20 protein-coding genes are annotated in these 24,609 nt (G+C 61.8%); 16 read left to right on the top strand and 4 right to left on the bottom strand.

Annotated elements, in window-relative coordinates; all coding sequences use genetic code 11:
* Positions 1 to 66: 66 nt before the first annotated feature.
* The gene (locus AYK65_RS15015) at positions 67 to 903 is read right to left on the bottom strand and encodes an oxidoreductase (protein ID WP_026616084.1); all 837 of its coding nucleotides are present in this window, start codon (positions 901 to 903) and stop codon (positions 67 to 69) included.
* Positions 904 to 1,020: 117 nt separating this feature from the next.
* On the opposite strand from AYK65_RS15015, the gene AYK65_RS15020 reads away from it, so the two are divergent.
* Positions 1,021 to 1,953, top strand: a complete 933-nt coding sequence (locus AYK65_RS15020; RefSeq protein ID WP_046116572.1) for a LysR family transcriptional regulator — start codon at positions 1,021 to 1,023, stop codon at positions 1,951 to 1,953.
* Positions 1,954 to 2,668: 715 nt separating this feature from the next.
* Here the strand turns inward: AYK65_RS15020 and AYK65_RS15030 are convergent.
* The 3 genes from AYK65_RS15030 to AYK65_RS15040 all read right to left on the bottom strand — a co-directional run bounded on the left by AYK65_RS15030 (position 2,669) and on the right by AYK65_RS15040 (position 6,923).
* On the bottom strand, positions 2,669 to 3,460 hold the full coding sequence (locus tag AYK65_RS15030; protein ID WP_026616082.1) for a hypothetical protein: 792 nt from the start codon (positions 3,458 to 3,460) through the stop codon (positions 2,669 to 2,671).
* A 108-nt stretch (positions 3,461 to 3,568) separates the two neighbouring features.
* On the bottom strand, positions 3,569 to 4,891 hold the full coding sequence (locus tag AYK65_RS15035; RefSeq protein WP_081158896.1) for an alpha/beta hydrolase: 1,323 nt from the start codon (positions 4,889 to 4,891) through the stop codon (positions 3,569 to 3,571).
* A 265-nt stretch (positions 4,892 to 5,156) separates the two neighbouring features.
* Positions 5,157 to 6,923, bottom strand: a complete 1,767-nt coding sequence (locus AYK65_RS15040; RefSeq protein WP_081158861.1) for a hypothetical protein — start codon at positions 6,921 to 6,923, stop codon at positions 5,157 to 5,159.
* A 300-nt stretch (positions 6,924 to 7,223) separates the two neighbouring features.
* On the opposite strand from AYK65_RS15040, the gene AYK65_RS15045 reads away from it, so the two are divergent.
* The 15 genes from AYK65_RS15045 to AYK65_RS15115 all read left to right on the top strand — a co-directional run bounded on the left by AYK65_RS15045 (position 7,224) and on the right by AYK65_RS15115 (position 24,512).
* Positions 7,224 to 8,666, top strand: coding sequence for a DUF1254 domain-containing protein (locus tag AYK65_RS15045; RefSeq protein ID WP_046116575.1), 1,443 nt, complete (start codon positions 7,224 to 7,226; stop codon positions 8,664 to 8,666).
* 195 nt (positions 8,667 to 8,861) lie between these two features.
* Positions 8,862 to 9,161, top strand: coding sequence for a hypothetical protein (locus AYK65_RS15050; RefSeq protein WP_046116576.1), 300 nt, complete (start codon positions 8,862 to 8,864; stop codon positions 9,159 to 9,161).
* A gap of 12 nt (positions 9,162 to 9,173) precedes the next feature.
* A complete protein-coding gene (locus AYK65_RS15055; protein WP_046116577.1) occupies positions 9,174 to 10,049 on the top strand; it encodes a peptidyl-prolyl cis-trans isomerase in 876 nt (291 codons plus the stop codon).
* Positions 10,046 to 11,047, top strand: a complete 1,002-nt coding sequence (locus AYK65_RS15060) for a HupE/UreJ family protein (protein ID WP_046116578.1) — start codon at positions 10,046 to 10,048, stop codon at positions 11,045 to 11,047. Before AYK65_RS15055 ends, AYK65_RS15060 begins: the two co-directional genes overlap by 4 nt.
* A 10-nt stretch (positions 11,048 to 11,057) precedes the next feature.
* Positions 11,058 to 11,777, top strand: a complete 720-nt coding sequence (locus tag AYK65_RS15065) for a hypothetical protein (RefSeq protein ID WP_046116579.1) — start codon at positions 11,058 to 11,060, stop codon at positions 11,775 to 11,777.
* Between the two features lie 27 nt (positions 11,778 to 11,804).
* Positions 11,805 to 13,742: a DUF3604 domain-containing protein gene (locus AYK65_RS15070; RefSeq protein WP_081158863.1), complete on the top strand. Its 1,938-nt coding sequence runs from the start codon at positions 11,805 to 11,807 to the stop codon at positions 13,740 to 13,742.
* Between the two features lie 203 nt (positions 13,743 to 13,945).
* The gene (locus AYK65_RS15075; RefSeq protein ID WP_081158864.1) at positions 13,946 to 15,271 is read left to right on the top strand and encodes a DUF3300 domain-containing protein; all 1,326 of its coding nucleotides are present in this window, start codon (positions 13,946 to 13,948) and stop codon (positions 15,269 to 15,271) included.
* Between the two features lie 127 nt (positions 15,272 to 15,398).
* Positions 15,399 to 16,349, top strand: a complete 951-nt coding sequence (locus AYK65_RS15080) for a DUF2950 domain-containing protein (RefSeq protein WP_046116582.1) — start codon at positions 15,399 to 15,401, stop codon at positions 16,347 to 16,349.
* Positions 16,350 to 16,417: 68 nt separating this feature from the next.
* Positions 16,418 to 16,900 (top strand): hypothetical protein, encoded by a 483-nt coding sequence (locus AYK65_RS15085; RefSeq protein ID WP_046116583.1) that lies wholly within the window; start codon positions 16,418 to 16,420, stop codon positions 16,898 to 16,900.
* Between the two features lie 3 nt (positions 16,901 to 16,903).
* Positions 16,904 to 18,133 carry an HlyD family secretion protein gene (locus tag AYK65_RS15090; RefSeq protein ID WP_046116584.1) on the top strand — a complete coding sequence of 410 codons (1,230 nt, stop codon included), beginning with the start codon at positions 16,904 to 16,906 and terminating at the stop codon, positions 18,131 to 18,133.
* A gap of 366 nt (positions 18,134 to 18,499) precedes the next feature.
* A complete protein-coding gene (locus tag AYK65_RS15095) occupies positions 18,500 to 20,983 on the top strand; it encodes a heavy metal translocating P-type ATPase (RefSeq protein ID WP_046116585.1) in 2,484 nt (827 codons plus the stop codon).
* 53 nt (positions 20,984 to 21,036) lie between these two features.
* Positions 21,037 to 21,477, top strand: coding sequence for a Cu(I)-responsive transcriptional regulator (cueR, locus tag AYK65_RS15100; protein WP_026616072.1), 441 nt, complete (start codon positions 21,037 to 21,039; stop codon positions 21,475 to 21,477).
* Positions 21,478 to 21,611: 134 nt separating this feature from the next.
* Positions 21,612 to 23,831, top strand: a complete 2,220-nt coding sequence (locus tag AYK65_RS15105) for a copper-transporting P-type ATPase (protein WP_275531665.1) — start codon at positions 21,612 to 21,614, stop codon at positions 23,829 to 23,831.
* Positions 23,828 to 24,031, top strand: a complete 204-nt coding sequence (locus AYK65_RS15110) for a DUF2933 domain-containing protein (protein ID WP_026616070.1) — start codon at positions 23,828 to 23,830, stop codon at positions 24,029 to 24,031. The genes AYK65_RS15105 and AYK65_RS15110 overlap by 4 nt, the downstream gene beginning before the upstream one ends.
* Positions 24,032 to 24,143: 112 nt before the next feature.
* Positions 24,144 to 24,512: a polyketide cyclase gene (locus AYK65_RS15115; protein ID WP_244559975.1), complete on the top strand. Its 369-nt coding sequence runs from the start codon at positions 24,144 to 24,146 to the stop codon at positions 24,510 to 24,512.
* Positions 24,513 to 24,609: the final 97 nt, after the last annotated feature.

Consider the following 24,609-nt stretch of genomic DNA (forward strand, 5'->3'; position numbering starts at 1 on the left):
CTTTGAATTGCTGCATGTTTTAAATCGGGTACGATTTAAGGAAACATGCAGTAGCTTGTGATCCGATCAGGCCGCGGTGGCGAAATCGGTCGAAGCGGAGACCGAACGCCACTCGGCGAGAAGCTCGGCATCGGCGGCATGCTTGGCCTCGATCGCCGCGACCGTGTCGCTGCCGAGCGGAAGCCGGACCGGCGGATTCGGCGCATCGACGAAGGCGACCACCACCTCGGCCAGCTTGTCCGGATCGCCCGGCTGGTGATGGCTGATCTCAGTCGCTTTCGTGCGCACGGCGCCGGCTGTCTCGGCATAGTCGGCGATCTGCGTCGGGCTCACCGAAAGCGAGGTCGAGTCGAGGAAATCGGTCCTGAAATAGCCAGGTTCGATCGCCGTCGCATGGATGCCGAGCGGGCGCAGCTCATCCGCAAGGGCCTCGGTCAGGCCTTCGACGGCGAACTTCGTCGAGCAATAGACGCCGAATCCCGCAACGCTCCGGTAACCTCCGACCGATGAGAAGTTGAGGATGTGCCCGGACCGCTGTCGACGCATGTGCGGCAGCACCGCGCGGGTAACGGCGAGAAGACCGAAGACGTTCGTCCGATAGAGCGCTTCGATCTCTGCGCCGCTTGCCTCCTCGACCGCCCCGAGCAGCCCGTAGCCGGCATTGTTGACGAGCACGTCGATGCGGCCGAAACGGGTAACGGCCTGCCTGACTGCCGCATGCACCTGCGCCTCGTCGGTGACGTCGAGGCCCACCGCCAAGAGATTGGGCCGCTCGCCGAAACGCTTGAGGATTGCCTTGGGGTTGCGCGCGGTCGCAACGACCTGGTCGCCCTTGGCGAGTGCCTTCTCCGCAATCAGGGCGCCGAAGCCGCGGGACGCCCCAGTGATGAACCAAGTGTGCATGTGAGTCTCCTTTGTCGGGGTCCGCCCGTTTCATCGGCGGACGAGGAGGTTGTACGCCGATGGCATCATTGAGATAATCGGCTAGATTTTGTTTGGGTTAGTGAATATTGTTCAATAATGCGCAGCATATCCCCCTCGGACCTGATGCCGTTCCTGGCGCTTGCGCGGCATCTGAGCTTCCGCCGCGCCGCCGACGAGATCGGCTGTACCCCTTCGGCCCTCAGTCACGCCCTCAAAGCGCTCGAGGAAAAGCTGGACCTGCGCCTTTTCAATCGCACGACTCGAAGCGTTGCCCTGACGGAAGCCGGCGAGCGCCTGCTCGCCCGTGTCGCCCCGGCGTTTCGCGACATCGACGACGCGCTCGATGATCTCAATAACCTGCGCGGCGCACCGGTCGGCCGATTGCGACTCAATGCGGCGCGCGTATCGGCAAAAATGGTGCTGCTGCCCGTCGTCGCACGATTTCTCGACGCCTATCCGCGGATCAGCATCGAGATCGTCGTCGAAGACGACCTTGTCGATGTCGTCTCCGAGGGCTTCGACGCCGGCATACGCTTCGGCGAAGTGATCGCTCAGGACATGATCGCCGTCCCGATCGGATCGCGGCAGCGCTCTGCGATCGTCGCAGCGCCGTCATTTTTCGAGCGTTACCCGAGGCCGAGAGCTCCCGAAGAGCTCAAGGACCTGCCCTGCATCGGCCTCCGTTTCGAGAGCGGGCGGCTCTATGAATGGGAATTCGAGCGCGGCGGCATTGCGTTGAGCGTCGAAGTGAACGGTCCGCTCGTCGTCGGCGACCAGGATCTCATGGTCGAAGCCGCCTTACTCGGCGCCGGCATTGCCTATGCTTTCGAGGACCAGGTCGAAACGCATGTCGCCGAAAATCGGCTCGTAAGGGTACTCGAAGACTGGTGCCCGTATTATGGCGGTTTCCATCTCTATTACCCCAGCCGGAGGCAGATGCCCGCCGCGCTGCGCGCCTTCGTCGATTTTCTGAAGATGGCGAATCTGCGGCCGCAGCGCGAACCCCGGGACCGATTTGGTTCGGCGTGACGAGCGGCATTGTTGACGGTGACGTGCTACACGTCTGATCGGACGCACAAAGGTCTCCATGGCACTTCCAAGCCAGATCGGAACAAAGCCGCGGGAGAGCGGGACGCGAACGACAGCGCGCCGGTTCCTCATCCAGCTATCGCCGATGATGCTTGCCATTTAATCGGCGGGCATGACGCGGAGTGCGGGAGGCTGTCCGGCGCTACCGCGTCTTTCCTCCTGCCGACCGTTTCTCGTTCGCAGAATGCCGGTGATACCCCGTCGGAAACCCGTTTCGGTTCCGGGCTCGGCTGCCTGCCTGTAAAGCTACCACCCCTGATCAGGAGCACGCTGAAGAGCGACGCGATCATCAGCGCAATGACGATCAGAAGCAGCCTGTTCATGATCGCCGTATGGATGATGCGGAATAGGCTGGGCTTGGTCATTTTTGGGTACCACGGAGAGCTTTCATCCTGCCCGGGCCGACTGCTGCCGCTCACCGAGAGCAGCATACACCCAAATGATATGTTGACGCGGATCGAAGCGGTCCATGCCGAAGCGGCAAGGACCCAACCCCGATAGTGGCGGCTCCATGAATTGCTCTTCGCGATTTTGGCGTAAACCGACCACGACGTCTCCGGTAAGAAAGCATCGCTTTCTCGACCGGCATGCGTTCCACTTCGACTCTGAACGCGGGCGCGGCTAATTAGGAACGAAGGCTCGACGGCAGCGGCCCTTAAAACCGCACCACCAGACCCAGGATCGGCCCCTGCTGCACGACGTCGAACACGAAACCGTCGTCGCTGTAGTCCACCCCGAGGGCGCGGTAGCCGGCGACGGCCGAGACCGTATCGCTGAACCGGTAGCCGATCGCCCCGGCGACATCCCAGTCGAGGTCGGCACCACCGGCACCGACAAGGCCCCAGCCCGTCAGGTAGAGTTCCGGCGTAATCGAGTAAGTGCCGCGAAAGCCGGCCAACCCGTCCACCCAGGTCGCGTCATCCGTTCTGGAACGCCCGTCGAGAACACCGCCGCGGAAGGAGAGCTCGCTTTCGACCGACCAGACACGCAGGCCGCCGACGATATCGAGCCGCGCGGAACTGTCCTCGAAGACCGCGTAACCGACACCGAGCAGGCCGGCGAAGGTCTCGGAGGTCAGTTCGACATCGGTTGCAAGAATGCCTCTCGGTGTGCCGGCCTGACCGGAAATCTTGGTGTACATGATATCGCCGAAGATGCTGTAGGGACCGTAGCGAGCTTCGCCGATCGCCATCGCCCCGAAATCGAGATGGTCGAAGATGTCGCTGAAGCTGGCGTCGACATGGGCTTCCGGCAGCCCGAACTGTGCAACATCCCCCGAAAGTCCCGCCGCCCAGAAGTAAGGCGCGAACGAAAACGTCCAGCCGCTCTCGGTCGTCGTCTCTTGAACCTCCGGCGTCAGCGGTGAACGAATATCCGCGGCCATCGCACCGCCGGCGGCAAGAAGGCTTCCCACGAATGTCAGAGCTCGAATGAGGCGAGACGTCATCTTTTCCCCCGATAGATCTGTTGCACCGCCAGTGAATCACCTTGATTTCATCATCACCGAGTGCCGTCGTTTGACCAGACACTTTTTGACACGCATTGTTAGAACCAATTACCGAGCGCAACTTGCGGCCTCGACCTCATTTCTGCCGTTGCAAGCGGCGTCGGTTGTGGTTCCCGTTGCCTGACCCGCAGGTCCGACAAGCGCCTCGACATGGTGGCTATAGTTTCGCCTGGTGTTCTCATCGACTATTGCAGCCGGCGCGGCAACGACCAGACCCGCTGTGGTCCCGACCGCATGTGCGGCGCCGGCGGTCGCCGCCACGATGTGATCGCCAAGCCCCAGCCGGCTGTCGGTTAAAGTCTGACCGGCCGACAGGCGCGTGCCGATCAGTTGGACGATTTCGGGCGATTCCGCGAATTTGCTGTGGTGCAGCCTGTCACCTGCCTGGATCTTGGTGAGGTCGATGACTGCGATGTTGTTCGCCGCCAGTTCTTCCCTATAGGGAGACTGCTCCGGATCGATCGCGCCGAGCCGCGAGACATTGCCCCAGACGCGTCGCGAAACCGCCAGCGCGCGATCGTCGCGCGAGACGAAGAGCGTGAAGCGCGGGCGTTGCTTGCCCATGTCGGCGATCTGCGACCGAAAGACGTCCACATCGACATCGGGCGCCGCCAGCATGACATTCTTGAACTTGGCCGGCAGCCCGTCGTTGCGGATGGCCATCTGCCGCAAGGATTCGAGCGCCAGCCAGTTGCCCATCGAATGGGCGAGGATCGAGACCTCCTTCACCTCCGGGTCGCGCGCCAGATACTGGAACAGCCTTTCGACCGCATTGCGCGTATAGTTCGTGCTCTCTCGATCATAGCCATAGGCAAGCAGGCTGCCGCGCGACGGCCATGTCGCCAGCACCGGGGTGCTGTGCGCGCCCGAGTCGTGGACAATCTGGGCGAAGCGGAAGACGGCATCCTCGAAATGATTGTTGAAGCCGTGGATGAAGACGAGGACGCTGCGGTCCGGGCTCTCGCGCACGGCATTGCTCAGCCATTTCTCGGCCGTCGCCCGATCGACCTGCTCGGCCTTGACCGTTGCGAACTCCGTTGACGGATTGGGCGGAAGCCTGCGCGGCCAGGCGACTTCGCCGGCCTTTCTCACACCTGTGGGTGGGACCGATACGGTGATCTCGGCGAAGGCGGGCGCCAGCGCACGCTCGCCGCTGAACATCTCGCCGGGATTTTCCGATCGGTCGCGCGTGGTCGCGACCAGCATCTCGACCTGGGTGGCGGCCGGTGAGGCAGCTACCGGTTGAAGCACACCCGTCGGGCGGCTGGCGCAAGCTGCCAACAAGGACGTGACGAGAACAACCACCGCCAGCGCGCCAAAACCGCGTCCCGCAGGATTACCGAAGAAGGGGTAGACGGTGGATCCGTGCATCATGGGCGCACAAGTCCGTTCTTGTTAGACGCGCAAGCTGAAAGCTGCCCAACTGTCATCTTGATATCCCGGGGTTGGCGGTGGCGGTCGCCGTAATTTACGACTATCACGTGTATCTTGAGGGGGCCAGACTCCTCTTCCTCGTCTGAACCGTGGCTTCTCACCGCCTTCTAGTACGAAGAGGGGCTGAGCACATGTAGCATCGCGTAGCGTCTATCGACGTGATCACCCCCGAACGCGGGAAATGGCCCTGGCTTGTGCGGACTTAGCGGACAGTCAGGCCTGCCTTTTCCAACCCTTCCAGGAAATGGGCCTGATCCTCCGGCCGATGGATGCGCATCGCCACCTCCCGGCGGATATTCTTGAGAAGGCCCATCGCATTGGCCTCGATCCATTGACGCTCCCGGGCCACCTCCTCCGTCTTTTCAAGTTGTCCGAGAATGGCCGCGACGATGAAATGATAGAGCGGATTGCTCTGCACGTCGGCCGCCCGGATCCATTGCTCTGCGGCGCCATAGTCCTCCTGCATGTAGGAGCAGAGGGCGAGCGAGGTCTCGAAGTAGCCGAGCGGACCCGGATTTCTGCCGATAGCTTCCGCGACGAGCGCACAGCCGCGCGTCCATTCGCCTGAAAGTGCAAGCCGAATCCCATATTCTGCACTGAGCTCGGGATCGTTCGGATTCGTTGCCAGCGCGCGCGAGCCAATCTTCAATGCAGTCTCGACGTCACCGCGGAAGAAGAAGGCCAGCATCTCGGCCTGCAGACCGCGCACATTCTGGGGATCGAGTTCGACGGCGCGTCTGGCCGCACCGATGGCAAGGTCGAGCGGCGGGGGAGAGGGAGCGTCGAGGCGGTAGCGGAACCGCAACTGGTCGATGTAGGTGAGCGAAAGCAGCGCCCACGCGGTCGCATAACCGGGAAATCTTTCGACTGCCCGCTTGAGGCAGCCCTGAACCGCAACATGAGTCTGCGGATTGAGATCGGCACGATAGCCATAATAGGCCAAGGTGCATTGATAGGCTTCCCAGTCGTCCGGCGGCATGTTGGCCGCCTTCGATGCATCCGCTCGGAAAATGACCCCATAGGGATGAGCCAGGGCCGTGGCCACCGCGCGCGCCACATTGGTTTCGAGGTCAAGTAGGCTGCGAACCTGAAGGCTCTCGCTATAACTTTCGGCCCACAAGACCGAACCGTCGTCGCGTTTGACGAGACGGGTTGCAAGGCGAAGCTTGTCACCGTCGAGCCGCACGCCACCCGAGAGGGCATAGCGCGCCGCCATGGCGTCGCCACTCGAGGGCGTTTGCCCCGATGTCTCGGGTGAGTGGCCTGCGATCACGACGATCTCCTTGAACTTGGAAATCTGTTCGATGACCTTGTCGGTCAAACCTCTCGCGACGATGTCCGAACCACCGGTCCGCGACAGATCCTCGAACGGCAGCACAATCAATCGCGGCACATCCGGCACCGCCCGCACGATGTCTGCCGAGTTTATCGGGGCGTCAGCCAGCTCGTCGGTTCTCAAGAAGCTGTACAGCACACTGAATGCGAGAATGAGGATGCTGGAGGCGGCGAGAAGGATCGGTTTCCAACGCCCTACCCAATGCTCGCTATGCTCTTCTGTTTTGCCCTGCGCGCTCCCTTCCGGGAACGGGCCGCGATCATTCCGACCGAAAGCAGGAACATACCCTCCCTTCGGCATGGTGACGAGGATCGGGTCGTTCTGGCCCGCGGTCAGGTAGTAACGTTCAAGCGCTCTCCTGATGCGTCCGGCTTCTATTCGAACGACGGGATCGCTCTGCGCATCGAACGACGAGTCACGGCCAAAGACCTCCATCGCGATCGAATAGGCCTTTATTCGATCGCCTCGCCCGGCGATGGCTTCCTCCACGACATAGGAGAGAAACTTGCGCGCCCGTTCCGGCACGTCGAATTCCGGACTCGTCTGAATCCGCTGCAATTGCGCGCGTATTTCGGACTCCGGCAGCGGCGGTGTCGCCGCCTGGTCGATTTCGACTGAACGGGTCTGGACCATTGCCTTGCCCCCCACAGGCCGCAGCGGTGCATTGCCTGCCGCTTGTTCCTGTTTGCTCACGTAAAATACATCCCTGCATTGATCTAAAGCAATATGATCTCGATTAAATTATTCCAGGTTGCAAAGGCTACTCGAAAATGGGGCGGCGATCGGAGAGCAATGGTGCCGAGAGTGGCTTGCAAGTTGCCACTCGGCAACCGGTTGGGAAGGCCCGCCAACGATCGGTGGGCGTCATGTCGTCGCTTACATCGACTGAACTCAGTGCCTGCGTCGAAACTCAATTTTTGCTGGAGGGATAAAATGTGTATTACGCGTCGTGACTTGACGGCGGCCAGTCTTGGGGCGCTTGCGGCTGGATCTCTTGGTACGCCTGCGATGGCCGGAGAAGCGTTGGTAGCAGATTTGCCGGAAGGACTCGATGAGTTCGCGCTGGCTGTCGAGGCCTATATTTATGCATATCCTCTGGTGACAATGGAAATGACCAGGCGGGTGATTACCAATGTCGCCGAGGCGAAGGGAAGCCGGGGCCCTATGGGGCATCTGATCAAGTTGCGCCAGTATCCGGACGCCAAGTTCCGAGACGTGACGGCGCCCAACGCCGATACCCTCTATACGACCGCGTTCTTTGATGTGGGGGATGAGCCTTGGGTCGTTAGCCTGCCGGACATGAAGGACCGCTATGCCCTGTTTCCGATGCTGGATGGCTGGACAACAGTGTTCGACGTCCCCGGAAAACGCACCACGGGCACGGGCGCACAGACGTTTGTGGTTACCGGCCCAGGCTGGGAGGGGACGCTCCCGGAGGGTGTGACCCAGTATAAGTCTCCGACGAGCATCGTTTGGCTACTTGGACGCATCTACTGCACAGGCACCCCGGACGACTATGCTGAAGTTCATAAGCTGCAGGATGAAGTGAAGCTCTCCCCCTTAAGCGCATGGGGGAAGGACTGGACTCCACCCAAGGGCAAGGTCGATCCATCGATCGATATGAAGACTGCCGTTCGCGAGCAAGTCAACAATATGGACGCCATCGAGTACTTCACCGTCTTCGCCGAGCTCCTGAAAAGAAATCCGCCGACCGATGCAGATGCGCCCATGGTCGCCAAGCTCGCCGAACTTGGTATCGTTCCTGGCCAGGACTTCGACAAGACCAGGTTCGATCCGGCGTTTGTGAAGCGGGTGCCGCAGCTCGGTTTCGCACGCATCATGATGCATTTCAAATTCAGCGACGGCGACATGCAGGATATTGATGGCTGGGGCTTCACAACGAAGACCGGCATCTACGGCACCAACTATATCCAGCGTGCCCTTGTTACCGCGATCGGTCTCGGAGCAAACCGACCCCAGGATGCGATCTACCCGACCTCGCTGAAGTCCGACAGCGGTGTGATCAAGCGGGCATATAACGGGTCCGAGAAATACGTCCTGACGTTCAAGAAAGGGCTTACGCCGCCCGTTTCGGGTTTCTGGTCATTGACCATGTATGATGCGGACTACTTCTTTGTCGATAATCCGCTCAATCGTTACTCGATCAGCGCACGGCAGCCACTCAAGGCAAATCCGGACGGCTCGATCGACCTGTTGATCCAGCACGACTCACCGGGAGCGGACAAGGAATCGAATTGGCTGCCGGCGCCCAAGGGAAAATTCATCCTGATGATGCGCCTCTACTGGCCCAACGAGAGCAATCCCTCGATCATTGATGGTTCTTGGACGATACCGCCTGTGAAAAAGGTGAGTTGATATCTGTATGGGCGTGGATGCAGGCCGCGACGGCTTCGGCTGGTGGCGGCTTTCGTCTAGCCCCCGCAGTGCCCCCAACCAGGTCGCCGCAGGTTCGTTGGCTGCCGCTTATTCCTGTTTGCTCACGTAAATTACATCCCTGCATTGATCCAAAGCAATATGATCTCCCGCCAATAGTTCCGGGGTTCTCGAAGAATGGGTACGCGGTCGGAAGGCGCAGTGGGGAGGAATGGATTGCAATCGGCCACGCGCCGGTTTCCGGCGCGAGGCCCTGAGATCGAGACGCTGCTTGCGCGGGACGAGAACTTTCGCGGCATGTGCGACGATCTTGCCGCCGCCGAAGCGGCTCTCGCTGCGACAGTGCACCTGCCGGAAAACCTCCGCATGGCGCGACGCCGCGAATACGAGGAACTCATCAAGGACCTCGCCGAAGAGATTGCCGAGGCGCTGGAGCGGGCAAACATCGTCCCGATCTCCCGATCGCCGAGGTACTAACTGGATGGTGTCATGAAGCTGCTGAGAGAACCTCTCTTCCATTTCGCCATCGGGGGTCTTGCCCTCTTTGCCGCCTATGCCTGGCTGAACGACGACACCGCGGCAAGCGACCGGCCGGAGATCAGGATCAGTGACGGACATCTGCGTTGGGTCTCCGAGACATGGTCCAGTCAATGGCGCCGCACGCCCTCCAACGACGAACTACGCGGTCTCGTCGCCGAGTTGGTGAAGGAAGAGTTGCTGGCGCGAGAAGCCCGCGCCTTGGGCCTCGACCAGGACGATACGGTCATTCGGCGCAGACTGGCACAAAAGCTAACCTTCCTGATCGAGGACGCCGCACGCATCGCCGAACCGAAGGAAGACGATCTGCGCCAGTTCTACAATGCCCATCCGAACATGTTCCGCCAGGAAGCGCGTGTGTCTTTCGATCACGTCTTCTTCAGCGGCTCGAAACGGCCCGACGCGGCAGCCGACGCGCGCCGCGTGCTCGCCGCATCGGACGGCCCCGACGAAACGGCGATCATCAATCAAGGGGATCAGTGGCTGGCGGCGGCGCGATTGGAGGCCGGCAAGGAAAGCGACATCGCCGCACAGTTCGGCCCTGCCTTCGCCCGCGCGGTCGCCGCACTGCCGACGGGCGAATGGATGGGTCCGATCGAATCCGCCTATGGGCAGCATCTCGTTCGCGTATCCGAAGTGGTTCCCGCCGCGGTGAGGCCCTTCGCCGAGGTGAAAGCCGAGGTGCTTGCGCAATGGCGTGACGAGCAGCGGCGCAATTACGAGCGGCGCTATTTGGCGGAGTTGCTGAAGAAATACGAGATCGTGGCAGAGCCGAGCGCCGAACCACTTATCAGCGGTTGGGCACAGACAATGGTGGGTGTCCGATGAGGCGACTTGCCGTCATCTGCTGCGCGGCCCTTGTCGTTGGCTGGCTCCTGCCGCTGCTTGTCGCCGCCGCAGCCATGGCGCACGAGGTCCGGCCGGCCTATCTCGAATTACGCGAGCGGGCGCCGGGCGAGTTCTCCGTGATGTGGAAGGTACCGATGCGCGGCGAGATGAGGCTGGCCCTCAGGCCCGTATTTTCCGGCGGAAGCAACGCGTCGCTGCCCACAGTCCACATCGTTCCGGGTGCGGCGATCGAGACCTGGACATTAAACGCCCCTGCCCTACGCGGGCAGATGCTGACGATCGCCGGGCTCGAGGCAACGATGACCGACGTGCTGGCGCACATAGAGTACTTGGATGGCAGCGCATGGACGCAGCGTCTGACCCCGAGCGAGCCGTCGACAACGATTCCGGTAGCCGAGTCCGCCCTGAAGGTCGCCGGGGTCTACCTGGTGCTCGGGATCGAGCACATCCTGTTCGGTATCGATCACCTGCTCTTCGTGTTCGCGCTTCTCATGTTGGCACACGGCATCAGGCCGCTGGTGAAGACGATCACCGCCTTCACCATTGCCCATTCCATCACGCTCGCGCTCGCGACACTCGGGCTTGTGCATGTGCCGCAGACACCCGTGGAGGCGGTGATCGCGCTTTCTATCGTCTTCGTTGCCGCCGAAATCATACGTCGGGACCAAGGATACCATGGCATAGCGGCGCAGGCGCCGTGGTTCGTCGCCTTCGGTTTCGGTCTGCTGCACGGCTTCGGTTTTGCCGGCGCGCTCAGCGAGACCGGCCTGCCCACGACCCACATTCCGCTTGCGCTTCTTTTCTTCAACCTCGGTGTGGAGATCGGCCAGCTTCTCTTCGTGGCCGCAGTGCTGGCGCTTGCAGCCGTTGCACGTCGTCTCCCCCTGCCGCTTCCGGCCTGGGGGCAACGCGTTCCGGCCTATGCGATTGGCTCGCTTGCCATGTTCTGGACGATGCAACGACTGGCGATGTTTTAGGGAGTCGACGATGCGCCGACACGTATACGTGACCCGTCTATTCCTGCTGTCGCTAGCGGCGGCCGCAACGCTGTCGCCCTCGGCTAGTTCTGCCTGCGGCTACCATGACGATGTCACGATGGCGCGGGGGCTGTTGAACTGGGTCTATCCGGACGCGTTGCACGTGCTCGGCTCCATTTCGGCCGCCATCGCCGCGCATCGGTTGCCGCCTCCGGACCCGGCGGCACCGGATCTGTTCGGCGCAAAATACAGCAAGACGGTGCGATCGCTTGAACGGCTTGGCCGAGGGCTGGGCGCGACCTCGGGCGGGATGCGCGGCCCGTCGGTCTCGGTCGTCCTCATCGAGCCGATGCTGTGGGCGCGGTTTGAGTCGGGCGAAAGCGGGTCGCGGACACGCGTGCACGTGACAGGCCCCGAACCGGGTGATGTCGTTCTCGTATCCGGTGAGATCGTTATCGGCGAGATCGCCAGCGGACGATTGACGATCCGCAAGGCGCACGAGCTCGGTCTCATCCGCCTTTATGGACCAGCGGCGCAACAGGCGCGGTTCCTGCTTGCCTATGAACAGGTCGGACGTCAGCCGCTTCCCGGCACCGCAGTTAAGGCCGCCTCGTCGAAGCCGGCGGTTTTCACCGCGCCCGCGACGGCAACCGCCGAGGCAAGTAGCCCACCCCAACTCAAGATTTCCGATAACGGCGGCGCGCTCGCCTGCGGTCCGGGACACCACTGAAACAAATCGATATTCAGGAGGGAAATCATGACAAAAGTTTTGTTGCAGGGTACGGCGCTTACCAGCCTGGTGATATTCGGTCTCGTGCTGCCCGCATTGGCGCAGGACGCTGGCACGCTCGGCAAGGACGCCGCCGACCGCGCGCACCAGCGCCCGCCGGCTTACTCGCCCTATGTCGGCCGCGACTTTCCGACGCGACCGTTCTTCGGCGACACGCATCTGCACACGTCCTTTTCCATGGACGCCGGCGCCTTTGGTGCGCGTCTCGGACCGATGGACGCCTATCGGTTCGCACAGGGCGAAGAGGTTGTTTCCTCCACCGGCCAACCGGTGAAGCTCTCCCGCCCGCTCGACTTTCTCGTCGTTGCCGATCACTCCGACAATATGGGCTTCTTCCCCGATCTGTTCGCCGGTAAGCCAGACCTTGTCGCCGATCCAACCGGCCGCAAATGGTATGACATGATCCAATCCGGCAAGGGCGGCGAGGCCGCGATGCAAATCATCGTCGCCTTTTCGCACGGCACCTTCCCCAAGGATCTGATGTACTTCCCGGGGACGCGCCCCTATCACAGCGCCTGGCAAGAGACCATTGCCGCGGCGGAGCACCACAACGACCCAGGGCACTTCACCGCTTTCATCGGTTTCGAATGGACGTCGAATACGGGCGGCAACAACCTGCACCGCAATGTCATCTTCCGCGACAATGGCGACAAGGCGAGCCAGGTCGAACCCTTCACCGTCTATCCGCCTTACGGCAGCGATAATCCGGTCGACCTCTGGAAGTGGATGGAAGCCTACGAACAAAAGACCGGCGGTAACGTCCTCGCGATCGCGCATAACGGCAATCTGAGCAATGGTTTGATGTTCCCGACCGTCGAGGCCTTCGGCAAGAAACTCGATAGCGGCTATGTCGAAACGCGCGCGAAATGGGAGCGCCTCTATGAAGCGACCCAGACCAAGGGGACGGGCGAGGCGCACCCGTTCCTGTCGCCGAATGACGAGTTCGCCAATTTCGAGATCTGGGATAAGGGCAATCTCGATGGCAGCGTTGCGAAGACGAAGGAGATGCTTGAATTTGAATACGTCCGCTCGGCCTACAAGAACGGTCTGAAGCTGGAGAAGGAATTCGGCACCAACCCCTACAAGTTCGGCCTGGTCGGCAGCAGCGACGCGCATAATTCCCTCACGGCCTTGGAGGAGGACAATTTCTTCGGCAAGACCGTCCCACAGGAGCCGAGCCCGCATCGCATGACCGCCGCCTTCATCGACAACCCTAAAACCGGCGTGAAGGTGATGGACTGGGAAGTCTCTGCTTCCGGCTATGCCGCCGTCTGGGCCAAGGAAAACACCCGCGAATCTCTGTGGGATGCCATGCAGCGCAAGGAAACCTACGCCACGACCGGCCCGCGGATGATCGTGCGCTTCTTCGGCGGCTGGGATTTCGGACCGGGGGACGCGGAAAACCGCATGCCGGCGGGCATCGGCTACGCCAAGGGCGTGCCGATGGGCGGAGATCTCGGCGAAGCACCAGAGGGCAAATCGCCGACCTTCCTGGTTGCGGCGCTGAAGGATCCGATCGGGGCGAATCTCGATCGTTACCAGATCGTCAAGGGCTGGCTCGACAAGGATGGCAAGTTGCAGGAGAAGGTTTACGACGTCGCCTGGTCGGGCGACCGCAAGGCCGGCGCCGACGGAAAGCTTCCGCCCGTCGGCGACAGCGTGGATGTCGCCAACGCCACATGGACCAATACGATCGGCGCGCCTGAGTTGATCGCCGTGTGGCAGGACCCCGACTTCGACGCCAGCCAATCCGCCTTTTACTACGGCCGTGTCATCGAGATCCCGACCCCGCGCTGGACAGCCTACGACGCCAAGCGCTTCGGCGTGAAGGCGCTCAGCGGTACCACCATGACCCTGCAAGAGCGCGCCTACACGTCACCGATCTGGTACACGCCCAAGCCCTGAGACCGAGAATGCGCGTGCAGGATCATATTTCCCGGAGTTCATCTCGAACCGCGACGTAGCAGAGTCTTTGATCCAGGAGATTCACAAAGGACTGGTGGCCGAGCGAGATCGAACTGGTGAAGTAGGAGTTACCGCTGGAACTAGAGACGTGGCCGGTTCGCTCCGGGAGGTCGAGAGGCGAACCGGCGCCAGGGAGTAAACAGATGATCAGGACAGCGATGATTGCAATTGGCAGCATATTGATGCTGTCAATCCAGGCACCGGGGGCGCTCGCGCAGGCGACCGCGTCTGCCCCCGCCCCGCAGGAGCAGGCCGCCCCGGAACCGCTTACCGAGGACGAGCTTGAAGTGCTGGTGGCGCGGATCGCGCTTTATCCCGATGAGCTGGTGGCGCTGATATCCGCCGCCTCGCTCTTTCCCTTGCAGATCGTCGAGGCGGAACGCTTTCTCGATGCCCGGGCGAAGAACTCCGGGCTGAAGCCGAAGGCGGACTGGGACGGGAGCATCGTCTCGCTGCTCAACTATCCTGAGATCGTCAAGATGATGAGCGACGACCTCGAATGGACGCAGAGCCTCGGCCAGGCGATCGCCTATCAGCAGAAGGATGTGCTGATCGCGATCCAGCAATTGCGAAATGAGGCGGTCGCCAAGGGTGTCATCAAGACGGACGACAAGGTGACGGTGGTCGAAGAGGGCGACAACATCGTCATCCAGCCAGCGAACACCGAAAAGATCTACGTGCCGCAATATCCGCCGGAGATGCTCTACGAGCGGGATTACGCGCCGGTGCCGATCGCCTATTATCCCGATCCCTACCCCGCCTACTATTATCCGGCCGCAACCTTCTTCGCCGGCGCCGTGACTGGTTTTGCCTGGGCCGCCATCGTCGACTGGGACGATTGGGGTGTCTGGGGCGGTCGCTGGAATGGCGACATCAATATCGACTGCAACAAGTGCTTCAACGACATCGACTTCACCGGCAAGGTCAAGTGGAACGACATCGACTGGAGGAATGTCGACCGAAGCAAGATCACGCTCGATCGAGACCAGTTGAGCAAATTCGACCGGACGAACATAGAGAACAACATCAAGGCCAATGGCGGCAACAACATCCGCAACCGCGCCGCGGAACTCCAGCGCGACCGGTCGGTGGCGCGCCCGGGCAGTGGCGGCGGCCAGCTCAAGGACGTGCGCAAGAGCACGCTCGAGGGGCTGAAGGCGGAGCCTCGGCCGGCGGCGAGCCCTGGCGGCGGCAGGCAGGCGGCGGCGAAAGCGAGGCCGGACGTCCCCAAGCCGAGCATCAACCGCCCGAAGGACAAAAAGCCCGCGCAAGTCGACCGGCCTGCCGGCAGGCCGAAGATGGCGGCCAAGGCCGAGAACCGGCCGAAGAAGCCCTCGGGTCTTGGCAACGTCAATTCCGGGCGGCGCGAGGTGGCATCGTCACGCCGGGGCGGCCACAGCATGGGCGGGGGCCAGCGCGGGGGCGGAGGGCATAAGGCGATCAAGCGCGGCGGCGGCCGCGGACGCTGAGCGGACGTTACATCGCCGCGCGTCTCATCAGACGCGCAAAGGTGGCTGTAGCACTTTGAATTGCTGCATGCCTCTCTCCTTAAAATCGAGGTCGATTCTAAGGAGACATGCAGTGGGGAGCACGACGATGAGCAAGCGCGTTCACATTCTTCTTCTGGGATCGGCGATCTCCTTCGCCGCCGTCTTTGCCCCGATGCCAATTGGTCTCGCACAGGCGCAGGAAGCGGGAAGCATCATTGACTATGTCGCGGCGGATGACCCGCCGGCCTTCGACGATCCGTCGAAGGCCGTGGAGGCCTTCAAGTCGGCGCTTGCGGCCAATGATTTCGACGGATTGGCAAAGCTCCTGGGCCTGGACGCGGCAAAGCTTAAAGCGGCCGAAGGCGCGATGGAGACCTTCGCGCTCATTCGCGAGGGCGCTGCCCGCAACGTCGTAATGCGCGATCTCGACGAGCGGAAGGTCCTCGAAATCGGCGATCGGCTCTGGCCGCTGCCGTTCCCGATCGCCAAAGGCGAGGACGGCAAATGGGCCTTCGACACCTATGTCGGCCTAGAGGAGATCGTCAACCGCCGCGTCGGCGAGAACGAGCTGGAAGCGATCGAGGCGGCGCGCGCCTATGTCGAGGCGCAGAAGGACTATGCCTCGAAGGACCGCGATGCGGACGGCGTGCTGGAATATGCTCAGAGGCTGATCAGCAGCGAGGGCCAGACCGATGGGCTCTACTGGCCCGCCGGCGAGGGCGGGGAGATAAGTCCCGTCGGCGACGCCATCAGCGAGGCGGCGCTGGAGAAGGCAAAGGCCGGCGAGGGTTATTACGGCTATCGCTTCCGCATCCTGACCTCGCAGGGCGACAACATCGCGGGTGGTAGATACGACTACGTCATCAACGGCAACATGATTGCCGGCTTTGGCCTGATCGCCTGGCCGGTCAAATATGCCGAGACCGGCGTCAACACCTTCGTCGTCAACCAGCAGGGCATCGTCTATGAACGGGATCTTGGGTCCAGCACCGAGGCGATCGTGCCGTTCATCGATCGTTTCGATCCGGACGACAAATGGGACGTCGCTGACGACTGAGCGGTGGCTCTGAAGTGATGCTCCGAAACTCAGATCATGCTAAATAGTATTCTTGGGGGATCGCGGAAATGCCAGAGACATTGCATCCGTCAGCGATCGATCATCTGCCGGTGTTCATCACCGCTCCGGGCGACACGGATGTTCTCTTCAACATCATGGTCGTGTTCGTGCTGCTGCTGATCTTTCTGATCGGCCTCCTGTACCTACGGCTGCACGCCCTGCCGGAGCATATGGCGCACGGCGCCAGCAAGGTGCAGTTACAATTAGTGGCTGTTTTGTCGCTGATTGCGCTCTTCACGCACAATCACCTCTTCTGGATCGCCGCGCTGCTCCTGGCATTGATCGAATTTCCGGACTTTTCGACACCCATGAGTTCGATGGCCGACTCGCTACGAAAAATCGCCCATCGGGACGAACGGCCTTTCGAAACCGCGGCGACGGAACCTCCCGTCACGCCGTCAAAACCTCATCCGGCGCAGCCCGAGCACCAATGGGCACCGTTCGAACCGGAGCCTTCGCCGAACGACACCTTATCAGAGCGGAGGGGATGAGCCGTGCTGGAGTTCTTGATCTGTTCGATGCTTACCATCCTTCCGGATTTCCTCTTCCGACGCTACGTTCAGGGAAAGAGGATCGGGCGAGAGATCAATCTTTATTCGATGTGGTTCGAGCTGAGATGGGGCATCACCGCCTGTGTGATCCTGACGGTGTCGTTGATAACCCTGATTTTCTACTATCATCCGTCAACAAAGAACGTCACGGCGGTCTTCCGTACGGTCACCATATTGCCTGAGAGAAATGGGCGGGTGGCCGAGGTCTTCGTCGGCACGAACGAGAAGGTCGCCGCCGGCGCTCCCCTGTTCCGCCTCGATAACAAGGAACAGCATGCTGCGCTTGAAACGGCCCGACGGCGGGTCGCGGAAATCGACGCCGAAACGGCTGTCGCCAAGACCGAACTGGCATCGGCCGACGGCCTGATCGCGCAGGCAGAGGGCGCCTACCAGCAGGCCCTCGATGAACTGGCCACACAGGTTGAACTCAATCGCCGCAATCCCAACGTGGTGGCAAAGCGCGAAATCGAAAGGCGCCAGGTTACCGTGGACGCCCGGAAGGGTGCACTCGATGCGGCCATTTCGAACAAGCAGACGCTGGAGACAAAGATCTCGACCCTGTTGCCGGCGCAGAAGGCAAGCGCCCAGGCGACACTCGCCCAAGCGCAGGTGGAACTCGACAAGACCATTATACGTGCCGGAACGGCCGGCATGGTTCAGCAATTCGCCTTGCGGCCCGGCGACATCGTCAATCCGGCAATCCGGTCGGCCGGCATTCTCGTGCCCGATGATCGCCGCATAGGGCTGATTGCCGGCTTCGGCCAGATCGAGGCCCAGGTCATGAAACCCGGAATGATCGCCGAGGCGACCTGCATCGGCAAACCCTTCACCATCATCCCGATGGTCGTCACCGAGGTCCAGCAGGTCATCGCAACCGGGCAGATTCGCCCGACCGATCAGCTCGCAGACGTGCAACAAATGGCTAGACCGGGAACGCTGACCACATTTCTCGAACCGCTGTTTATGGGCGAGTTCCCGGACATACCGCCGGGAAGCAGTTGCATCGCCAATGCTTACACCAGGAACCACGATCAGTTGCAGTCGCCCGACATAAGCACCTCACGCTGGCTGTTCCTGCATATGGTGGATGCGGTCGGGCTCGTGCATGCGATGATCCTCAGGCTCCAAGCGCTGCTCCTGCCGGTGCAGACACTTGTCCTTACAGGGCATTGAGCCGAAGGCAGGTGCCGGGTGCTTTGCCGGTCTTACAGTTTCTACTTCTGGCCGGCTTCGAGCCATTACATCCGGTGCGTTGCCCAGCGGCATGTTCGCCGCCCTTATTACCGCCGTGGAGTATTCAAAGCATGTGCCAACACGCACTTGCTCGATTCCGAAGCCGACCCGGGGCGCTTCTTGGACCGACAGCTCGATGCCGTCCTCGACGTCTCTTTCGATCCGATCCGCACAGCGGCTTAGCGGCCTGCCTGCCCTCCTCCTCTACGGCAGCGGCGGGCGCATGGAAAACTCTTCACAATAAGCCTTGACCTTACCATTGTTGGAAGGAGTATCTGATACTGCAGTTGTAATTGGATCGCTTCGATGACTGCATTAACTCAGATCGAGAAATCGACGTCTCTTCCTATGTCCGCCGACTTCGGCATTAATGGCATGACATGTGCTTCCTGCGTGCGACGCGTCGAGAAGGCTATTTCGGCAGTGCCCGGCGTCGCCTCGGCAAACGTCAACCTGGCTACCGAACGGGCGACCGTTCAGTTCACCGGAATGCCGGATACGAAGGCTGTTCTTCGCGCGATCGAGAATGCCGGCTACGAGCCCAAGGTCGAAATCCAGGAACTTGATGTCGAAGGAATGACCTGCGCCTCGTGCGTTTCTCGTGTGGAAAAGGCGTTGAAGGCCGTTCCGGGTGTCGCGGATGCGTCGGTGAATCCCGCAACGGAGAAGGCGACCATTCGATTGGTTTCCGGTGCGGTTGATGTCGGGGCGCTCGAGGCTGCGGTTCGAGATGCCGGATATGCGGTCCGCAAGGCGGCCGTCACCGAGGCAGCCAAGGAAACCGAAGATCACCGCACCGCGGAAGTCCGCAGACTCAAGATCCTGGTGATATTCTCGGCGCTGTTGACCCTGCCCCTTTTCCTGGTCGAAATGGGTTCTCACTTCCTGCCGGGCGTCCACGAACTGGTCATGGACACCATCGGCATGCGCCACAACCTCTACATCCAGTTTGCACTGGCGAGCGTGGTCCTGTTCGGACCGGGGCTGCGCTTCTTCAAGAAGGGCGTGCCGAACCTTCTGCGCCGGACGCCCGACATGAACTCGCTGGTGGTACTCGGGACGGCCGCCGCCTGGGGCTACTCCGTCGTCGCAACCTTCGCCCCGGGCGTTCTACCTTCCGGAACGGCGAACGTGTACTACGAGGCGGCAGCAGTCATCGTCACCCTGATCCTGCTCGGCCGTTACCTCGAGGCGCGTGCGAAGGGCCGCACCAGCCAAGCGATCCAGCGGCTGATTGGCCTGCAGCCGAGAACCGCTTTCGTGTCTCATGGCGGCGAGTTCTTGGAGATCCAGATCAGCGACGTTGTCGTCGGCGACATCATCCGGATCAGGCCCGGCGAGAAGATCCCGGTCGACGGCGCAGTCCTCGAAGGCAGTTCCTACGTCGACGAATCCATGATCACCGGAGAGCCTGTGCCGGTGCAAAAGGCCGCCGGAGACGAGATCATCGGCGGCACCATCAACAAGAACGGGTCCTTCACCTTCAAGGCGACCAAGGTCGGCAGCGACACGCTGCTTGCTCAGATCATCAGGATGGTCGAAGCAGCACAAGGATCGAAGCTGCCGATCCAGGCGCTGGTCGACAAGGTGACGGGGTGGTTCGTTCCCGCGGTCATCCTCGCGGCGGTGGTGACCTTCGCCGCCTGGTACGCGTTCGGCCCCTCGCCCGCGCTTTCATTCGCGCTGGTGAACGCGGTTGCCGTCCTGATTATCGCCTGCCCCTGCGCCATGGGCCTGGCAACGCCGACATCGATCATGGTCGGCACGGGGCGCGCCGCCGAGCTGGGCATCCTTTTCCGCAAGGGCGAGGCGCTGCAGAGCTTGCGGGAAGCCGATGTCGTCGCGCTCGACAAGACCGGCACCCTCACGAAAGGCCGCCCGGAGCTGACAGACGTCATCGTCAGCGACGGGTTCGATGCGAACGAGGTCCTCTCCTTTATTGCGAGCCTTGAGGCGCTTTCGGAACACCCGATCGCGGAATCGATCATGTCGGCGGCAAGGTCCAGAGGTGTTGCAGTGGTCCCCGCGACGGACTTCGAAGCCACTCCGGGTTTCGGTGTTCGGGGGATTGTTTATGGGCTGGAAGTCCTCGTAGGCGCGGATCGCGCGCTAAAGAAGCACGGCATCGACGTTTCCGCCTTCGCTGAGGAGGCCGAGCGGCTTGGCGACGGCGGCAAATCGCCGCTCTACGCGGCGATCGACGGCCGGCTGGCGGCGATCATCGCCGTCTCCGATCCAATCAAGGAAACCACGCCGGAGGCAGTCAAAGCCCTGCACGATCTCGGCTTGAAGGTGGCGATGATCACCGGCGACAATCGCCGCACGGCCGAAGCGATAGCCAGGGAGCTCGGCATCGACGAAGTCGTCGCCGAGGTGCTGCCGGACGGCAAGGTTGAGGCCGTCAGCAAGCTCCGGCACGGTGACCGCAGGGTTGCTTTCATCGGCGACGGTATCAACGACGCCCCTGCGCTCACCGAGGCCGACGTCGGCATTGCCGTCGGCACGGGAACCGACATCGCAATCGAAAGCGCCGATGTCGTCCTGATGTCCGGAGACTTGAACGGTGTCCCGAAGGCGATCGCCCTCAGCAAGGCTACGATCCGCAACATCAAGGAGAACCTCTTCTGGGCGTTCGCCTACAATGTCAGCCTGGTTCCGGTCGCCGCAGGCGTGCTCTACCCGCTGAACGGAACCCTGCTCTCGCCGATCCTGGCGGCGGCTGCGATGGCGATGTCGAGCGTCTTCGTCCTAGGCAACGCTCTGCGGCTGCGGTCGATCAATCCTGCCTGAGAACAGCAGAGGCGTTCGGCGATGCCGGACGCCCCGTAACGAAAGGGTGAACCATGAATATAGGTCAAGCTTCCAAGGCCAGCGGCATCTCCTCGAAAATGATCCGCTACTATGAGCAGATCGGTCTGATCCGCCCTGCCCTTCGGACCGCCTCCAGTTACCGTGTCTACAGCGACAACGACATTCACACGCTTCGGTTCGTTCGCCGCGCCCGCGATCTCGGCTTCTCGGTCGATCAGATCAAGGATCTGCTCACCCTCTGGCGGGATCGGTCCAGAACCAGCGCGGACGTCAAGGCGGTGGCTCTGGAGCACATCGCCGAACTGGAGCGCAAGATCGCCGCAATTCAGGAAATGGCGGAGACGCTGAAGCATCTAGCCAGCCACTGCCACGGCGACGACCGCCCCGAGTGCCCGATCATTGAAGAGATCGCCGGCTCGGCGGATGGCAAGAAGCTTGGTATCAGGGCACCATTTGGCGTGGCCGCTTTGTGAGGCGTCAATTCCTGCGGTTTACGACTTGTCGCGCAATCGTCAGAGATGTTGAACGTTTTGGGGCGTGACATTGGCTCTGAGGCTTGGGGCTCTATCTTTGCTTGATGAGCGGTCCCGTTATGGAGCTGTCCGCCATGGATGAGCACAAACATCAACCTCCGGGTCACGAGCACCATCGCCATCATCATGCGAGCGACAACGCCACTGCGCACGTCCGGGGGTCGCGCACTGAAGAACGTGACGGGGTGATCTACACCTGCCCGATGCATCCACAGGTGCGGCAGATCGGTCCGGGCAACTGCCCGATCTGCGGTATGGCCCTCGAACCCGAAGTCGTCACCGCCGAAACCGGTCCCAGTCCGGAACTCGTCGACATGCGGCGGAGGTTCTGGATCGGGCTCGTCCTGACACTGCCTGTGCTGGCACTCGAAATGGGCGGTCACCTCACCAACCTGCACATGCTGCTCGGCGCCCAGACGTCGAACTGGCTCCAGCTCGTCTTCGCGACCCCCGTGGTCCTCTGGGCGGGCGCTCCCTTCTTCGAACGCGCATGGCGCTCCCTCGTCACTCGCCGCCTGAATATGTTCACCCTGATCGCGATGGGCACGGGCGTGGCCTGGGTCTACAGCGTGATCGCGACGGTTGCGCCCGGACTGTTTCCAGCGACGTTCCGATCCGCCGACGGAGCGGTCCCAATCTATTTCGAGGCCGCAGCGGTCATCACCGTGCTCGTCCTGCTCGGGCAGGTTCTGGAACTGCGTGCTCGCGAGCAGACGGGCGGAGCGATCCGCGCGCTTTTGGATCTCGCCCCGAAGACGGCCCGTCGTATCCGGAATGACGGAACCGACGAAGACGTGCCGCTCGAAGCCGTTGCCGTCGGCGATCGGCTGCGCGTGCGGCCGGGTGAGAAAGTCCCGGTCGACGGGACGCTCGTCGAAGGCCGAAGCTCGGTGGATGAGTCGATGATTACCGGAGAGTCCATGCCCGTCACCAAGGAGGTCGGGGCGAAGCTGATCGGCGGTACGATGAACAAGACGGGCGGCTTCGTCATGGAGGCCGGGAAGGTCGGCCGTGACACCATGCTGTCGCAGATCGTACAGATGGTGGCGGAAGCCCAGCGCTCGCGCGCGCCGATCCAGCGGCTGGCCGATGAGGTCTCGGGCTGGTTCGTGCCCGCTGTCATCCTCATCGCCATCGTCGCCTTCGCCACTTGGATGTGGATCGGTCCGGAACCGCGTTTCACCCATGGACTCGTCGCCGCCGTCGCCGTGCTGATCATCGCCTGCCCGTGCGCGCTGGGCCTCGCCACGCCGATGTCGATCATGGTCGGCGTCGGACAGGGTGCTCGCGCCGGCGTGCTGATCAAGAACGCCGAGGCGCTCGAACGTTTCGAAAAGGTCAACACGCTTGTGGTCGACAAGACTGGTACCCTAACCGAAGGCAAACCGATGGTCACATCGGTCGTCGCCGTGAACGGGATAGCCGAGGACGAGCTCCTGCAGCTCTCCGCCACACTGGAGCGGGCGAGCGAGCATCCGCTCGCGGCGGCAATCGTCGAGGCCGCCAATGAGCGGGGGCTGGCTCTCGGGACGGCAGAGAACTTCGACAGCCCGGTCGGCAAAGGCGTCACGGGCACGATAAAGGGACACAGGCTCGTTATCGGAAGCCACCAAATCATGTCCGAGGAGAAGGTGGACGTAACCCCGCTCACCGAAAAGGCGGAAGCATTGCGGGGCGAGGGAGCGACCGTCATCTTCGTCGCCATGGACGGCAGAGTCGGCGGCTTGTTCGCGATCTCCGATCCTATAAAGCCGACGGCACCCGCCGCCGTCGAGGCACTGATGAAGGACGGTGCTCGCGTGGTAATGCTTACTGGTGACAACAGGACCACGGCCAATGCGGTTGCTCGCAAGCTCGGCATCACGGAGGTCGAGGCGGAAATCCTGCCGGAGCACAAGAGCGAAATCGTCAGGCGTCTGAGAAACGAGGGTCGCATCGTCGCCATGGCGGGAGACGGCGTCAACGACGCCCCTGCCCTCGCCGCCGCCGACGTCGGCATCGCCATGGGAACGGGGACGGATGTGGCAATCGAGAGTGCGGGCGTAACGCTGCTCAAGGGTGATCTTCAGGGCATCGTGCGGGCACGGCAGCTCAGCCACGCCACGATGAGGAACATCCGGCAGAACCTTTTCTTCGCCTTCATCTACAACGCCGCTGGCGTCCCGGTTGCGGCTGGCGTGCTCTACCCCGCATTCGGACTCTTGCTGTCGCCGATCATCGCAGCGGCCGCCATGGCGCTCTCGTCGGTCAGCGTGATCGGCAATTCGCTCAGGTTGAGGAGTACACGGATATGATTTGGGACCGCAAGTGGACGCTATTCGCCGCCTCGCTCGCGGTGATCGTCGCGTTCTTCATTTTGCGTGAGCACTGGCAGCATGCATTTGGCCTCGCTCCGTACCTGCTGCTGCTCGCCTGTCCGTTGATGCACCTCTTCCATGGTCATGGCGGTCATCGCCACGGGGACCACCGCATAAAAACCGACGATATCACATGACCTACGCTCACGCGGCACAAGCCATTACCGATATAGCGACCTCCGCAGACGTGCTTTTTGACTATCTGGATGACCAGGCGAGCCTCGGCTCGCACATGCAGAAGCCTTCGATATGATGCTCGGCGGGCGGATGTCGTACGAGTTCGACGAAGCCAGAGGCCGCACTGCCGGTTCGGTTATCAAGATGCGTGGCAACATACTTGGTCTGGTGCTTTCCGTCGAAGAAGTGATCACCGAGCGGCAGCCACCTCGACGCAAGGTATGGGAGACGCGAGGCTGCCCGAATCTCCTCGTAATCCGCGCCTACCGCATGGGATTCGAGATCAGCGAACCTGGCCAGCCCGCGCGGTTGCGCGTGTTCATCGACTATGACTACCCGGCGACGATAGCGGCAAAGCTTCTCGGCCCGATGTTTGGGCCGATCTACGCACACTGGTGCGTGAACCGGATGGCCAAGGATGCTGCCGACAGATTTCGGTGAGCAAAACAATGCGGCCGAACGTCGTCCGACGCACCGATTTCCGGATGATCCGTGACCCGGGTTGCAGAGGCAGCGGCATAGCCTCTTTGCGGGAACG

The sequence above is a fragment of the Ensifer aridi genome (assembly GCF_002078505.1).
In the GTDB taxonomy this organism is placed as follows: Bacteria; Pseudomonadota; Alphaproteobacteria; order Rhizobiales; family Rhizobiaceae; genus Sinorhizobium; species Sinorhizobium aridi.

Excerpts from the sequence above, each read along its gene's own strand:
- AYK65_RS15080 (WP_046116582.1), top strand. The coding sequence starts at position 15,399 with ATGAGCAAGCGCGTTCACATTCTTCTTCTGGGATCGGCGATCTCCTTC.
- AYK65_RS15050 (WP_046116576.1), top strand. The coding sequence starts at position 8,862 with ATGGGTACGCGGTCGGAAGGCGCAGTGGGGAGGAATGGATTGCAATCG.
- AYK65_RS15065 (WP_046116579.1), top strand. The coding sequence starts at position 11,058 with ATGCGCCGACACGTATACGTGACCCGTCTATTCCTGCTGTCGCTAGCG.
- AYK65_RS15020 (WP_046116572.1), top strand. The coding sequence starts at position 1,021 with ATGCGCAGCATATCCCCCTCGGACCTGATGCCGTTCCTGGCGCTTGCG.
- AYK65_RS15060 (WP_046116578.1), top strand. The coding sequence starts at position 10,046 with ATGAGGCGACTTGCCGTCATCTGCTGCGCGGCCCTTGTCGTTGGCTGG.
- AYK65_RS15105 (WP_275531665.1), top strand. The coding sequence starts at position 21,612 with ATGGATGAGCACAAACATCAACCTCCGGGTCACGAGCACCATCGCCAT.
- AYK65_RS15055 (WP_046116577.1), top strand. The coding sequence starts at position 9,174 with ATGAAGCTGCTGAGAGAACCTCTCTTCCATTTCGCCATCGGGGGTCTT.
- AYK65_RS15040 (WP_081158861.1), bottom strand. The coding sequence starts at position 6,923 with ATGGTCCAGACCCGTTCAGTCGAAATCGACCAGGCGGCGACACCGCCG.
- AYK65_RS15030 (WP_026616082.1), bottom strand. The coding sequence starts at position 3,460 with ATGACGTCTCGCCTCATTCGAGCTCTGACATTCGTGGGAAGCCTTCTT.
- cueR (WP_026616072.1), top strand. The coding sequence starts at position 21,037 with ATGAATATAGGTCAAGCTTCCAAGGCCAGCGGCATCTCCTCGAAAATG.
- AYK65_RS15110 (WP_026616070.1), top strand. The coding sequence starts at position 23,828 with ATGATTTGGGACCGCAAGTGGACGCTATTCGCCGCCTCGCTCGCGGTG.
- AYK65_RS15070 (WP_081158863.1), top strand. The coding sequence starts at position 11,805 with ATGACAAAAGTTTTGTTGCAGGGTACGGCGCTTACCAGCCTGGTGATA.
- AYK65_RS15045 (WP_046116575.1), top strand. The coding sequence starts at position 7,224 with ATGTGTATTACGCGTCGTGACTTGACGGCGGCCAGTCTTGGGGCGCTT.
- AYK65_RS15115 (WP_244559975.1), top strand. The coding sequence starts at position 24,144 with ATGATGCTCGGCGGGCGGATGTCGTACGAGTTCGACGAAGCCAGAGGC.
- AYK65_RS15095 (WP_046116585.1), top strand. The coding sequence starts at position 18,500 with ATGACTGCATTAACTCAGATCGAGAAATCGACGTCTCTTCCTATGTCC.
- AYK65_RS15075 (WP_081158864.1), top strand. The coding sequence starts at position 13,946 with ATGATCAGGACAGCGATGATTGCAATTGGCAGCATATTGATGCTGTCA.
- AYK65_RS15035 (WP_081158896.1), bottom strand. The coding sequence starts at position 4,891 with ATGCACGGATCCACCGTCTACCCCTTCTTCGGTAATCCTGCGGGACGC.
- AYK65_RS15015 (WP_026616084.1), bottom strand. The coding sequence starts at position 903 with ATGCACACTTGGTTCATCACTGGGGCGTCCCGCGGCTTCGGCGCCCTG.
- AYK65_RS15085 (WP_046116583.1), top strand. The coding sequence starts at position 16,418 with ATGCCAGAGACATTGCATCCGTCAGCGATCGATCATCTGCCGGTGTTC.